11 protein-coding genes are annotated in these 13107 nt (G+C 70.4%); 9 read left to right on the top strand and 2 right to left on the bottom strand.

From position 1 onward, the window contains the following. The first annotated feature begins 43 nt into the window (after window positions 1-43). From MNOD_RS07070 to MNOD_RS07035, 8 genes are all read left to right on the top strand, one after another. Window positions 44-784: a FadR/GntR family transcriptional regulator gene (locus tag MNOD_RS07070; RefSeq protein WP_050783295.1), complete on the top strand. Its 741-nt coding sequence runs from the start codon at window positions 44-46 to the stop codon at window positions 782-784. Between the two features lie 152 nt (window positions 785-936). Beyond that, window positions 937-2400: an FAD-binding oxidoreductase gene (locus tag MNOD_RS07065; RefSeq protein WP_015928156.1), complete on the top strand. Its 1464-nt coding sequence runs from the start codon at window positions 937-939 to the stop codon at window positions 2398-2400. Between the two features lie 29 nt (window positions 2401-2429). Then, a complete protein-coding gene (locus MNOD_RS07060; RefSeq protein ID WP_015928155.1) occupies window positions 2430-3761 on the top strand; it encodes an MFS transporter in 1332 nt (443 codons plus the stop codon). 9 nt (window positions 3762-3770) lie between these two features. Next, entirely contained in the window at window positions 3771-4871 is a 1101-nt protein-coding gene (locus MNOD_RS07055) for a four-carbon acid sugar kinase family protein (protein WP_015928154.1), read from the top strand. Further along, window positions 4868-5905 carry a 4-hydroxythreonine-4-phosphate dehydrogenase PdxA gene (gene pdxA, locus MNOD_RS07050; RefSeq protein ID WP_015928153.1) on the top strand — a complete coding sequence of 346 codons (1038 nt, stop codon included), beginning with the start codon at window positions 4868-4870 and terminating at the stop codon, window positions 5903-5905. Before MNOD_RS07055 ends, pdxA begins: the two co-directional genes overlap by 4 nt. Continuing rightward, window positions 5902-7029: an iron-containing alcohol dehydrogenase gene (locus MNOD_RS07045; RefSeq protein WP_015928152.1), complete on the top strand. Its 1128-nt coding sequence runs from the start codon at window positions 5902-5904 to the stop codon at window positions 7027-7029. The genes pdxA and MNOD_RS07045 overlap by 4 nt, the downstream gene beginning before the upstream one ends. Window positions 7030-7042: 13 nt before the next feature. After that, window positions 7043-7963: a dihydrodipicolinate synthase family protein gene (locus tag MNOD_RS07040; RefSeq protein ID WP_015928151.1), complete on the top strand. Its 921-nt coding sequence runs from the start codon at window positions 7043-7045 to the stop codon at window positions 7961-7963. 205 nt (window positions 7964-8168) lie between these two features. After that, complete coding sequence (locus MNOD_RS07035; protein WP_015928150.1) at window positions 8169-9374, top strand: acyltransferase family protein; 1206 nt, start codon at window positions 8169-8171, stop codon at window positions 9372-9374. A gap of 425 nt (window positions 9375-9799) precedes the next feature. Here the strand turns inward: MNOD_RS07035 and MNOD_RS07030 are convergent, their stop codons facing one another. Further along, window positions 9800-10606: a GntR family transcriptional regulator gene (locus MNOD_RS07030; RefSeq protein WP_015928149.1), complete on the bottom strand. Its 807-nt coding sequence runs from the start codon at window positions 10604-10606 to the stop codon at window positions 9800-9802. A 124-nt stretch (window positions 10607-10730) separates the two neighbouring features. Next, on the bottom strand, window positions 10731-12032 hold the full coding sequence (locus tag MNOD_RS07025) for an MFS transporter (RefSeq protein ID WP_015928148.1): 1302 nt from the start codon (window positions 12030-12032) through the stop codon (window positions 10731-10733). A 147-nt stretch (window positions 12033-12179) separates the two neighbouring features. Here MNOD_RS07025 and MNOD_RS07020 point away from each other — a divergent pair, with 147 nt between their 5' ends. Beyond that, the gene (locus tag MNOD_RS07020) at window positions 12180-13016 is read left to right on the top strand and encodes an isocitrate lyase/PEP mutase family protein (protein ID WP_015928147.1); all 837 of its coding nucleotides are present in this window, start codon (window positions 12180-12182) and stop codon (window positions 13014-13016) included. Window positions 13017-13107 lie beyond the last annotated feature (91 nt).

The raw sequence follows: 13107 nt of genomic DNA, 5'->3' as shown, positions 1-13107 counted from the left end.
GCAGGTCCGGCCGGGGTATCGAGAGGGCCGGATGGAAGCGGCAATGCAGGGTGGATCGGAGCATGAACCGCGGCCGGGCGGCACGTCGAAGCCGTCGGGCCTGGCGGACGCCGTCTATCACGGCCTCCTCACCGAGATCGCCAACGGAACCTACGCGGAGAACCAGAAGCTGCCGAGCGAAAACGAGCTGGCCGCCCGTTTCCAGGTCTCGCGTCCGGTCGTTCGCGCGGCGCTCGAACGGCTGAGGCGCGAGAATGTCATCGTCTCGCGCCAGGGGGCCGGCAGCTTCGTGCTTGCCCGCGGGAAAGCGCCGGCCCTGGGCTTCGCTCCGGTCGAGAGCATCGCCGACATCCAGCGCTGCTACGAGTTCCGCCTGACCATCGAACCCGATGCGGCCTTCTACGCGGCCTTGCGGCGCAACGAGGCCGCGATCGGCCGGATCGCGAGCGCCCTCGACCTCTTGAACGCGGCGACGCGCCAGCAGCAGCACCGGGACGACGCCGATTTCGCCTTCCACCTCGCCATCGCGGAGGCGTCCAACAATCACTATTACGCCGCCTCCATGCAGGCCCTGCAGGCGCACATCGCCGTCGGCATGAAGATCCATGGCCTCGCGCTGCTCGGGCCGCATTCCGGCCTGCAGGGGGTTCTGGAAGAGCACCGCGCCATCTTCTCGGCCATCCGCGACGGCGACCCGAACGCGGCCCGCGCGCAGATGCACCGTCACATCTGCTCGTCGCGCGACCGCTTGTTCGAGGGCCGTCTCCTCGACCTGTCGCTGTAGCCCGCTGCTCGCGTTCCGCGGCCATCGACGGCTCGCCGGCGCCGGCGGGCCCGCTCGCGCCGCTTGACAGCCTCCAGGCCCTCACGTACTCCCATAACAAGTTTACAACAAATTCGAAGCCAGCAAGACGGCTCCGGACGGGAGGATCGGTCATGGGCCAAGTCGTCATGGGCCAAGCCGAGGCGTTCTCGGACAAGCTGATCGCCCTGGTCGGACGCCAGAACGTCCTGCTGCCTGGCGATGATCAGGAGCCCTACCTCGTCGACTGGCGCGGCCGCTACCGCGGGGAGGCCGCCGCCGTGGTCCGGCCGGGCTCGACCGAGGAGGTCTCCCGGGTTGTCAGGTTGTCATACGAGGCCGGCGTCGCGATCGTTCCCCAGGGCGGCAATACCGGCCTGTGCGGTGCGGCAATCCCCAGTGGCGACCGGCCCAGCATCGTCGTCCGCCTCGACCGGATGCGCCGCATCCGGGCGGTGAGCCCGCTCGCCAACACCATCACGGTCGAGGCCGGCTGCGTGCTGGCCGACATCCAGGCCGCCGCGGAGGCGGCGGACCGCTATTTCCCCTTGAGCCTCGGCGCCGAGGGCAGCTGCCAGATCGGCGGCAATATCGGGACGAATGCCGGCGGCACCGCAGTCCTGCGCTACGGGCCGACCCGCGAGCTGGTGCTCGGCCTTGAGGCCGTGCTGCCGGACGGGCGGATCTTCAACGGCCTGCGGGCTCTGCGCAAGGACAATACCGGCTACGACCTCAAGCAGCTCTTCATCGGCGCGGAGGGGACGCTCGGCATCGTCACGGCGGCCGTCCTCAAGCTGTTCGCGAGGCCCCGCGCCTCGGCCCTGGCCCTCGTCATGCTGGAGGGGGTCGCGCCGGCCCTCGACCTGATGGGCCTCCTGCGCGGGGAGGTCGGGGACCGGATCGGCAGCCTGGAGATCATGTCGCGCGGCCAGATCCAGGCCATCGCCGAGACGGTTCCGGACACGGCCATCCCCTTCCCGCTCGACGCCCCCTGGTACCTGATCGTCGAGCTGACCGACACGCTCGCGGGGGTCGACCTGCGCTTAGGCCTCGAAGCGGCGCTCGGCACGGCCCTGGAGCGGGGCCTCGTCACCGACGCCCTGATCGCGTCGAGCGAGGCGCAGGCGAAGGCCATCTGGAAGGTCCGCCACAGCGTCTCGGAGGGCAACAAGCGCAGCGGCTTCGTCGTCTCGCACGACAGCGCCGTGCCCCTCGACCGGCAGGCCGCCTTCGTGGAGGGGGTCGAGCGGCGCATCCTGGCGGCGGTGCCGCATGCCCGGGTGGTGATGCACGGGCATATCGGCGACGGCAACATCCACGTCATCGCGCTGATCGATCCCGCCCGCGCCGCCGATCCGGCCGAGGCGGCCCGGATGGTGCGCCTCATCAACGAGGCCGTCGACGACGAGACGAAGGCCCAGACCGGGGCGATCAGCGCCGAGCACGGCATCGGCCAGTCCAACCGCGCCCGGCTCGCCCGCGTCACCGATCCCCTGGAGCTCGACCTGATGCGGGCGATCAAGGGCGTGCTCGATCCCGCCGGCCTGATGAACCCGGGCAAGGTTTTCGAGCCGGCAGCCCCCGCTCCGCGGCAGTAATCACGACAAAGATCAGGGAATAACGCGCCATGACCGCACCGACGCCGATCCCGCTGCCGCGCCAACGCTGGCTCATCGTGCTGATGTGCTTCCTCGCGGTCGCCATCAACTATATCGACCGGGCCAATCTCGGCGTCGCCGTGCCGATGATCCAGAAGGAATACGGCATCGACCCGGCCCTGATGGGCCTGATCCTGTCCGCCTTCTTCTGGAGCTACGTCCTGATGCAGCTGCCGGGCGGCTGGCTCATCGACCGCTTCGGCTCGCGCGCCACCTACACGGTCGCGACCCTGATCATGTCGGTGGCGACCCTGGCCACCGCCTTCGCGGGCGGCGTCTATTCCCTGATCGCCTGCCGGCTCGTCCTCGGCATCGGCGAGGCCTTCTGCTATCCGGTCAACGCCAAGGTCACGGCCCTGTGGTTCCGCCGCTCCGAGCGCGGGCTCGCCACCGGCATCTGGGCGAGCGGCTCGCGGGTCGGCTCGGCCATGACGCTGCCGCTCGTGGCCTTCCTGATCGCCAATTTCGGCTGGCGCGAGGCCTTCCTGGTGACGGGGGCAATCGGCCTCGTCTGGATGGTGGTCTGGTTCCTGGTCTACCGCGACCCCGCCCGGCATCCGGCGGTCAGCCCCGAGCAGCGAGCCGTGCTGGAGGCCGACTACGCCGTGACGGCGGGCCAGCGCCGCATCGGCTATGCCGAGCTGTTCAGGCACCGCACGATCTGGGGCATGATGATCGGCTTCTTCTGCCTGAACTTCGTGATCTATTTCTACACCACGTGGTTCCCGTCCTATCTGACCGAGTCCCGGGGCTTCTCGCTCGCCAAGCTCGGCACCCTCGGCCTGCTGCCCGGCCTCGTCGCGATCCCGGCGGGCTGGCTCGGCGGCTACCTCTCGGACCGGCTCTACAAGCAGGGCTGGAGCCTCACCGCGGCGCGCAAGACCTGCCTGGTCGGCGGCCTGCTCGCCTCCTCTGTCGTCGCCATCGCCCCGCTGGTCCCCGGCGACGCCGCCGCCCTGATCCTGCTGGCGGTCTCCTATTCGGGCCTCGCCTTCGCGGGCGCCAATATCTGGACCCTGCCGGGCGACGTCGCCCCCACCCCGGCCCACGTCGCCTCGATCAGCGGCATCCAGAACTTCGCCTCGAACCTCGCCGGGATCGCCCTCACCACCTTCACGGGCGTGATGGTCAGCCTCACCAAGGGCTCCTTCGTGATCCCGCTCGCGGTGGCGGGCTGCCTCAGCCTCGTGGGGGCGGCCGCCTACCTGTTCATCGTCGGCGAGATCGCGCCCCTGAAGCACGACGACGAGGCGACCGGCCTTCCCGCCGGCTCCCCGGCGACGTCGCCCGAACGGGCTTGAGCTTGAGCGATGCCGAGCCTGCGCCTCATCGCCGACGACCTGACCGGCGCCCTCGACACCGCGGCCGGCTTCACCGGGCTGGTCGGCGCCGTCGAGGTCGCCTGGGTCGGGGCGCCGATGGGCCCATGCGGGGGCAACCTCGCCCTCGATACGGGGACACGGGAGACGGTCGCCGAGGACGCGGCTCGGATCGCCGGCGCAGCCGCGCCCCGCCTGCAGGGGGCCGAGATTGCCTTCAAGAAGGTCGACAGCCTCTTGCGCGGGCCCTGGGCGGCGGAACTCGCGGCGTGCTTCGGCACCGGCGCCTGGCGCCACGTGGTCGTCGCGCCGGCCTTCCCTTATCAAGGGCGCCGGACCGTAGAGGGGCGCCAGTTCGCCCGGGCCGGCACGGGCTGGCAGGCGGTCTCGGGCGACATCGCCGCGGCGCTCCGGGAAGCGGGTCTGCCGGCCCGCCGCGCTAAGGTCGAGGACGGCCCGATCGCCGGCATCGCCGTCTACGACGCGGCGAGCGACGACGATCTCGACCGGATCGCTGCCCTCGCGGCCGGGGCCCCGGTCCTATGGTGCGGCAGCGGCGGGCTCGCCGGAGCCTTGGCAGGACGCTCGCCCGCGTCCTGCGACACGCGTCTTGTCGGCCCCGTGCTCGGCCTGTTCGGCTCGGACCGGCCCGAGACCGCGGCGCAGCTCGCCCATTGCCCGGAGCACCAGCTGATCCTGCCCGCCGAGGGCGACCATGCCGGCCGGGTTGCGGCACGGCTGCGGGAGCGCGGCGCCGCGCTGGTCAGCCTCGGCCTGCCCGAGGGCACGGGCCGGCAGGAGGCCGCCGCGCGCATCGCCGCTTCCTTCGGCCTCCTCGCCCGCGCCCTTCCCCCGCCCGGCACCCTGCTCGTTGCCGGCGGCGAGACCCTCAAGGCCCTCTGCCTCGCCCTTCGGACCGAGGCCCTCGCGGTGACCGGCCAGGTCGTGCCGGGCCTGCCGCGCTCGCGGATGCGCGGCGGGCTCTGGGATGGCGTCGCGATCGTGTCGAAGTCCGGGGCGTTCGGCTCCCCCGCCGTCTGGCGCGACCTGCTGCGCCGCAACGGCCTCATCCACGAAAGGACCTGCGCGTGACCCGCCACCTCGCCATCACCATGGGCGATCCCGCCGGCATCGGCCCCGAGATCCTCGTCAAGGCCGCGCGCCGGCTGAAGCACCGGATCGCCGCCGGGGACCTCAAGCTCCTGGTCATCGGCAGCGTCCCGGCCCTGCGCCGGGCGGAAGGAGCCCTCGGTGCCGCCCCCATCCCCGAGATCGCGCAGGAGAGCGACTGGCCGAACCTCGCCTGCCTCCAGGCCGATGCCGAGGGCGCGCCGATCGAGCCGGGTCAGCTCAGCGCGGATGGCGGGCGCTTCGCCTTCAAGGCGATCGAGCGTGCGGTGCGGCTCGCCCTCGATCAGCGCATCGGCGGCATCGTCACCGCGCCCCTCAACAAGGAGGCGCTGAACCTCGCCGGCTACCACTACGCCGGCCATACCGAGATGCTCGCCGACCTCACGGGCGTGCGCGGCTCGGTGATGATGCTCGCCCATGGCGGCATGCGGGTGAGCCACGTCACCACCCATGTGGCGCTCGAGGACGTGCCGAAGCGCCTCACCCCCGAGCGGCTGCGCCGCGTCATCGATCTGACCCACAAGGCGCTCAAGGGCCTCGGCCTCGCGCAGCCCCGCATCGCGGTTGCGGCGCTCAACCCCCATGCGGGCGAGGGCGGCCTGTTCGGGCGCCAGGACATCGACGTCAGCGCGCCGGTGATCGCCACGGCCGTGGCGGACGGGCTCGACGTGGTCGGCCCCGTGCCGGGCGACACGGTGTTCGTGAAGCTGCGGGCCGGCCAGTACGACGCGGTCGTGGCGATGTACCACGACCAGGGGCACATCCCGGTCAAGCTCTTGGGCTTCGAGGTCGACCCGACCACCGGCCAGTGGATGGAATTGTCGGGCGTCAACATCACGCTCGGCCTGCCGATCATCCGCACCTCGGTCGATCACGGCACCGCCTTCGACATCGCCGGGCGCGGCATCGCCAACGAACGCAGCCTGATCGAGGCGATCGAATATGCCGAGCGGCTGGCCGCGAGCGCCGCCGCCACCCAGAGGAGCGCCGCATGACCGATCTCACCGCCCCCATCGCGATCGTCCGGCCCGAGATCGCGTTCGGGTCGGGCACGGCCCGCACGGTCGGGCAGCGCGCCCGCGCCAGGGCTGCGCGCCGCATCCTGGTCGTGGCCGACGCCTTCAACGCCGCGCGGGTCGATCTCCTCGCCCTGCCGGGCGAGGTGCGGGTGTTCGGCGAGGTCAGGCCGGAGCCCGACATCCCGAACCTGGAGCGGGCGCTCGCCCTGGCGGAAGACTTTTCCCCCGACCTCGTGGTCGGCTTCGGCGGCGGCAGCGCCATGGACCTCGCCAAGCTGGTGGCGGTGCTGCCCGGCAGCGGGCAGACGATCCACGACGTGATCGGCCCCGAGCGGGTGGCCGGGCGCCGCGCCGGCCTGATCCAGGTGCCGACCACCGCCGGCACCGGCAGCGAGGGCGGCACCCGCGCCCTCGTCACCGACCCCGCCACGCAGACCAAGCTCGCGGTGCAGAGCCGGCACATGCTGGCCGATGCGGCCGTGATCGACCCCGACCTGACGCTCACGGTGCCGCCCGCCGTCACGGCGGCGACCGGCGTCGATGCGCTCGCCCATTGCGTCGAGGCTTTCACCAGCCGCAAGGCGCACCCCTTGATTGACCTCTACGCGCTCGAAGGCGCGCGGCTCGTCGGCCGCTTCCTGCCCCGGGCCGTGCGGGACGGGAGCGACGTCGAGGCGCGGGCGGGGCTGGCGCTCGCCTCGCTCTACGGCGGCTTCTGCCTCGGCCCGGTGAACACCACGGCCGGCCATGCCGTCGCCTACCCGCTCGGCAGCCGCCATCACGTCGCCCACGGCCTCGCCTGCGCGGTGATCTTCCCGCACACGCTGGCCTTCAACGCGCCCGCCGTGCCCGAGAAGACCCGGCAGGTGATGGCCGCCCTCGGCCTGCCCGAGACGGCCGAGGAGGGCGCGGTGGCGGAGGCCGCGACGCGCTGGTGCGCCGATCTCGGCCTCGCGATGCGCCTCTCGGCGCTCGGCGTGCCGGAGGGCGACCTGCCCGCGATGGCGACCGAGGCGCACGCGATCCGGCGCCTGCTCGACAACAACCCGCGCGAGATCAGCCGGGACCGGATCCTGGCGCTCTACCGCGCCGCCGCCTGAGCGGAGCCTCCCCATGAGCGAGACCGTTTTCCCGCGCGGCGTCTTCTGCGCCGCCCTCACCCCGCTCGATGCGGACCTCAACCCGAACCACGCGGCCTTCGCGGCCCATTGCCGCCATCTCCTCGCCGAGGGCTGCACGGGCATCGCGCTGCTCGGCACCACCGGCGAGGCCAATTCCTTCTCGGGCGACGAGCGCAGGGCGCTGCTCGAAGCCGCGCTCCAGGCCGGGATATCTCCGGACCAGCTCCTGCCCGGCACCGGGGTGGCGGCGCTGACCGAGACGGTGGCGCTCACCCGCCACGCCCTCTCGCTGGGCGTCACCACCGTGGTGATGCTGCCGCCCTTCTACTACAAGGGCGTGAGCGAGGACGGGATCGTCGCGGCCTATGCGGAGATCGTCGAGCGGATCGGCGACGAGCGCCTGCGGGTCGTGCTCTACCACATCCCGCAGGTCGCGGGCGTGCCGCTCCCGCACGGCGCCATCGCTCGCCTGCGCGAGCGCTATCCGGGGACCTTCGTCGGGATCAAGGATTCGGCGGGCGACCTCGCCCACATGACGGCGCTGGTCGAGCGCTTCCCCGGTTTCGCGGTGCTGGCGGGCGCCGACCCGCTGATGCTGCCGTTGCTGAAAGCGGGCGGCGCCGGGGCGATCACCGCGACCACGAACCTCGTCGCGCGGGATCTGCGCTTCGTCTTCGACCACTGGGCCGACCCAGCCCAAGCCGCGGCGGTGGAGGCCGCGCAGGCGCGCGTGGTGGCGGCGCGCGAGCGGGCCTCGCGCTTTGCCCAGATGGCCTCGCTCAAGGCGCTGGTGGCCGAGCGCACCGGTGATCCAGGCTGGCGCCGGATGCGCCCGCCGCTGGTGCCGCTCTCGGAAACCGAGCGCGCCGCCCTCCTCACCCCGGCGCCGGACGAGGCCCGGCGCGCCTCCTGATCCGTCGCCTCCTGCCGGATGTCGGGCCTCGGCGGGCGCTGCTCAGGGGAGACCTCAGAAAAGACAGGAAGCTGAGCGTTCAAGGAGGCGCTGCTCGAGCGAGCAATCGGCGCCGCCGGTCATCGGCGCCCGGCCCTCGATCGAGCCGGGACCGTGCGAGCCTGCCCGGCACGCCGGGCCGACGAGGATCGCGCGGGGGACCTGCATGTCGAACTATCCGGTTGCGGCGATCATGGCCGGCGCAACCGCGGCCTGTCTCGCCGCAACCCTGCTCGCCTCGTGGATAGGCCGGACGAAGTTTCCCCTGCCATCCGCCGACACCCGCATCGGGTGCATCGATGGACTGCGCGGATACCTGGCTCTGTCCGTGCTCATCCATCATTTCGTGGTTTGGATGCAGGCGACCAGCCTTGGCGGCGCCTGGGCCGTGCCGTCGGTCAACCTGTTCGCGCAGCTCGGCGCGGGCGGCGTGGCGCTCTTCTTCATGGTGACGGGGCTCGTCTTCTACCCGCGCATTCTGGCGGGGTTTCGGGCCACGGCGTGGCCTGCGGTCTACACGATGCGCGTCTTCCGCATCGTCCCGCTCGTGGCCGTATCGGTCGCGATCATCACCCTCCTGATCGCGGCCCGCACCGGTCGCGGCCTTGATGCCCAGTTTCCGGCAGCCGCGGCGCAGTGGATCACGACCTGGGGCGAGCCGCCCCTGCTCGGCTTTGCTGATAGCGGACGCATCAATGCCTACGTGCTGTGGTCGCTCCGGTACGAGTGGCTGTTCTACCTCGCGGTACTCCCGGCCTGCGCCCTGGCGATGGATCTGGTCCGCGGGCGGCTGCCGAGCTGGACGGTGCCGGTCGCGCTGCTGGCGATCGGCCTTCTCGGGCGGGAGGCCGGCCTGCCGACCGCGCTCCTGCGCTTCCTGCCACTCTTCGCGATCGGGATGCTCGCCTACGAGGTCCGGAGCCGCGAGGCGATCGCCCGTCACTTGCGCACACGTCCCGCCGCCGCCGTCGCGGTGCTTGCGCTCGCCCTCGGCATGGTGACGGCGAGGACCCCCTACGGGTCCGCCCTGCCGCTCTTCGCCCTGTTCTTCGTCTGCGTGGCCTGCGGCAACGCCCTGTTCGGGGTGCTGCGCACGCGCGGCGCGCTCGTGCTCGGGGAGTGCTCGTTCGGCATCTACCTGCTGCACGGCGTGGTGCTGAGTGTGGCCTTCGTGGATGCGGGCGCCGAAAGGCTCGCTCCGGAGATCGTCCCCGCGCTCCTCCCGCTGGCCGCGGTTGCGGTCACCATGGTGACCCCCCTCACGTTCCTGATCGTGGAGCGCCCCGCCCTGCGGCTCGGTGCCCTTCTGGCGCGGCGGATGAGCGCCGGCGCCGCAGCGCGCCTGCGCCTCGATGCGGCACCGAGCGCCTGACGGCGGGGCCCCGCGCAGGCAAGTCGCGATCCCGCCACCCTCGACGTGATGCCAACGGTCGTTTCCAATGACCGTTGGCATCAGTCCACCACCGGTCTTTGCCGACCCTGGAGGATGAAACCGGCCGCAAGGGCACCCTCTCCGATGACAGCTCCACCGGCCCTCATGCTGAGAGCATGTGAATCTTTTGGATTTTCGACCTTCTAGCGTCCGCTAAGTGATTGATCTTATTAGGATCAGAAAAGTCCAAAACCGAAAGGTTCACAGCCTCTGAGGTGCGGGGCGGCTTCCACCCACGTCATACGGTTTCCGGACGCTCTATTCAGAGACAAGAGGGCGCAGGAACCCCTCTCCCGCACGGGAGAGGGGTTCCCCGCGCGTACTGGTCTCGGAAGGAAGAGACCGGAAACCGTATCAGTTTCTATTTAGACCGCCGAACGCCGCGGCGGAGCGTCCCGTGGAGCGCTTGCCTGCTCCTCCACGGCCTGGACCGACCGTCCGAAAGTGCCATTGGCATGGCCGAGCTTGCGGCGGATGCGTGCGACACGGTTCAGCTCACCGACCTGGAGGCGGCCGCGAAGGGCGCTGAGATAATTCTCGCGGGTGCGCAAGATATGCTGCTCCAGCAAATCCGCCAGCTGCTCCGGCTCGTTGGCGCTGATCAGCGCGATGATCCTTTCGTGGTCGGCGTAAGACCGCTCGGGTTCGTTGACGGCCACGAAGGCCAGGTGCGTGCGCAGGGCCGACACACGCCCGAGATTCCGCTCATAGGCATCGCGCAGATAACGGTTGCCGCAATGATGAAAGAAGCTCAGGTGGAACGCCGTGTCGGCGCGTCCGTAGAGCTCCATATCCTCCGTCGCGCGGGCCCGCGTCATATCGGCGAAGGCCAGACGCAATTCCGCCAGGGCTGCCTCGCGCCCCCGCTGCAGCGTGCGCTTGACGGCCTCCACCTCGAGCGTGACGCGATGCTCGCACAATTCCGCGACATCGTCCTCGCTCGGCGTGAAAATGTAGGTGCCCGACTTGGGCACGATGGTCACGAGACCTTCCGCCTGCAGGATCGTCAGGGCCTCTCGGATGGGGGTCCGGCTCACCCCGAAGGCCGCCGCAAGCCCCTCCTCCGACAGGGCCTCCCCGAAATCGAACTGCGCCGAGACGATCGCCTTGCGGAGTTCGTCCGCCACGTGCTGGGCCAGCGATGTCGTCCGTTCCGCCCTGGCCTTGGTCATCCTGATCCGCTTCGCTCGCTGCCGTCGTGCCGGATGGTGCCCGGTTGAGCCGGCATCCGGGCCGGCCCCCAGCGCCGGAGAGCATCGTTCATTCGACGCTCCGGCGCCAGGGTACCGGGGGAGATCAGTCGCGCCGCGCCTTGAGCGAGGCGCACAGGACGGCTCCGAGCATCGGGAAGATGCCGAGCGTGACCAGGGCGAGCGTGTAGCTGCCGCTCGCCTCGCGGATCCAGCCGACCAGGAAGGGGCCCGTGAAGCCACCGATCTGAGCGAAGCCGTTGATGGCGGCGAGCCCGCCGGCCGCAGCGGCGCCGCTCAGGAACTGCGTCGGCAGCGTCCAGAACACGCCGAGCGTGGCCCAGAGCGTGAAGGCCGCGCAGCACAGCAGCAGGAACCCGGGCACCGGCGCTCCGACGAGCGCGCTCAGGCACAGGAATGCCCCACCCGCGAACCCGGCGGCCGCCGTGTGGAACTTGCGCTCCCCGGTCCGGTCGGAGTTGCGCGCGATGACGATGAGCCCGATCGCGGCGAAGACGAACGGAATGGCGGAGACGAACCCCGTCTGGACCGTGCTGAGGCCGCCGATCGTCTTCACGATCTGAGGCAGCCACAGCACGACGCCATAGATGGCGATGCCGTTGAACATGTAGACGAGCGTGAGCAGCCAGACACGCGCATCGCGGAAGATCGACCGGAAATCGTGCGTCGCCCGTGAAGCGCCCTCCTGCTCTTCCCGCGCGAGTTCGGCCACCAGCCAGTTCCGCTCATCGGAGGTGAGCCAACGGTCCGTCTCGGGTCGATCGACCAGATAGAAGAACGTCACGACCCCGAAGATCACCGCCGGGATGCCCTCGATCAGGAACATCCATTGCCAGCCGGAGAGGCCGAAGGCGCCGTCGGTGCTGCCGATCAGCCAACCCGAGAGCGGCGCACCGATCACCGACGAGAGCACGGTTGCGGTCATGAACCCGGCGACCGCGCGGCCCCGCTCCCGGCGCGGGAACCAGTAGGTCAGATACAGCAGTACGCCGGGCGCGAAACCGGCCTCCGCGACCCCGAGGAGGAAGCGCAGGATGTAGAAGCTCCACGGCCCCTGGATGAAGGCCATGGCGCAGGAAACGATCCCCCAGCTCACCATGATGCGGGCGATCCAGACCCGCGGCCCGACCCGGTGCAGGATCATGTTGCTGGGGATCTCGAAGGCCATGTAGCCGAGGAAGAAGATGCCGGCCCCGAAGCCGAAGATCTTCGGCGTCAGGCCGAGCTCCTGGTTCATCTGGAGCGCGGCGAACCCGACATTCACCCGATCCAGATAATTGATGATGAACAGAAAGAAGCAATAAAGCACGATGCGGCTGAAGAGCTTGCGCATCACTTGCTTGCGGATGTCCGGAACCGGCGCGCCCAGCGCGATGGCTGCAGTCACATCATCCTCCCTCGTCTGCCACGTTTCAGCTGTGGTCACGCGGATGGGGATCGCACCGCCCCGTCGGGATCGATCCCGGGCGACGCCCCTTGAAACTTGGGTACCAGTCTTGTATCCCAGATTCAAGACCGAACGGGAGGGGCCTTCATGAGGGCGACGACACGTCTGGCGCAGCGGCTGCGGCAGCCCGGCATCCTGGTGGCGCCCGGGTGCCACGATGCCCTCGGGGCCAGGATCATCGAGCAGGCCGGGTTCGAAGCCGTCTACATGACCGGGAACGGCCTCTCCGCCAGCCTGATCGGAGCGCCGGATGTCGGGCTCCTGACGATGACCGAGATGGTCGCCCGTGGCCGCTCCCTCGCCGCAGCCGTGTCGGTGCCCGTGGTGGCCGATGCGGATACGGGCTACGGCAACCTCAACAACGTCGTGCGCACGATCCGCGAATACGAGGCGGCCGGCGTCGCGGCCGTCCACCTGGAGGACCAGGTCACGCCGAAGAAATGCGGGGCCATGAAGGGCCTCGCGCTGGTGTCGGCCGAGGAGCATGCGGACAAGATCCGCGCCGCCGTCGCGGCCCGCACCGATCCGGATTTCCTGATCATCGGCCGCTCCGACGCCCGCATTCCGAACGGCTTCCCGGACGCGCTGAGGCGCGGGCAGATCTACGCGGAGGCCGGCGCCGACCTCGTCCTGCTCGAGATGCTGCAGAGTATCGAGGAGATGCGCGAGGCCGTCGCGAGCATCTCGAAGCCGCTCGTCTTCAACTACGTCGAAGGGAAAGTGCCGGACCTGAAGGTCTCGGACTTCGCAGAGCTCGGTTTCAAGCTTCTGAACTATCCCGTCTCGTCGACCCTGGCCTATGCCCGCATGATGCGGGACTTCGCGGCGTCGCTGGCGCGGGACGGCACCACGCTCGCATCCGGCCCGCCGCTGCTGTCGCTCCACGATTACGAGCAGATCCTCGGTCTCGGCGCGTATCACTGACCGCGGGGCGCCGATCGCGATCGGCGCTCCGCCGGCTCCTCGCAGGCTTCATCGAGCAAGCCGGCAGGTCGCAAAGCGGCCTGACCGTGCC

This window comes from Methylobacterium nodulans ORS 2060 (assembly GCF_000022085.1).
In the GTDB taxonomy this organism is placed as follows: domain Bacteria; phylum Pseudomonadota; class Alphaproteobacteria; order Rhizobiales; family Beijerinckiaceae; genus Methylobacterium; species Methylobacterium nodulans.
Note: the sequence above shows the minus strand (reverse complement) of the source record. Positions and strands in the feature narration are given on the sequence as shown.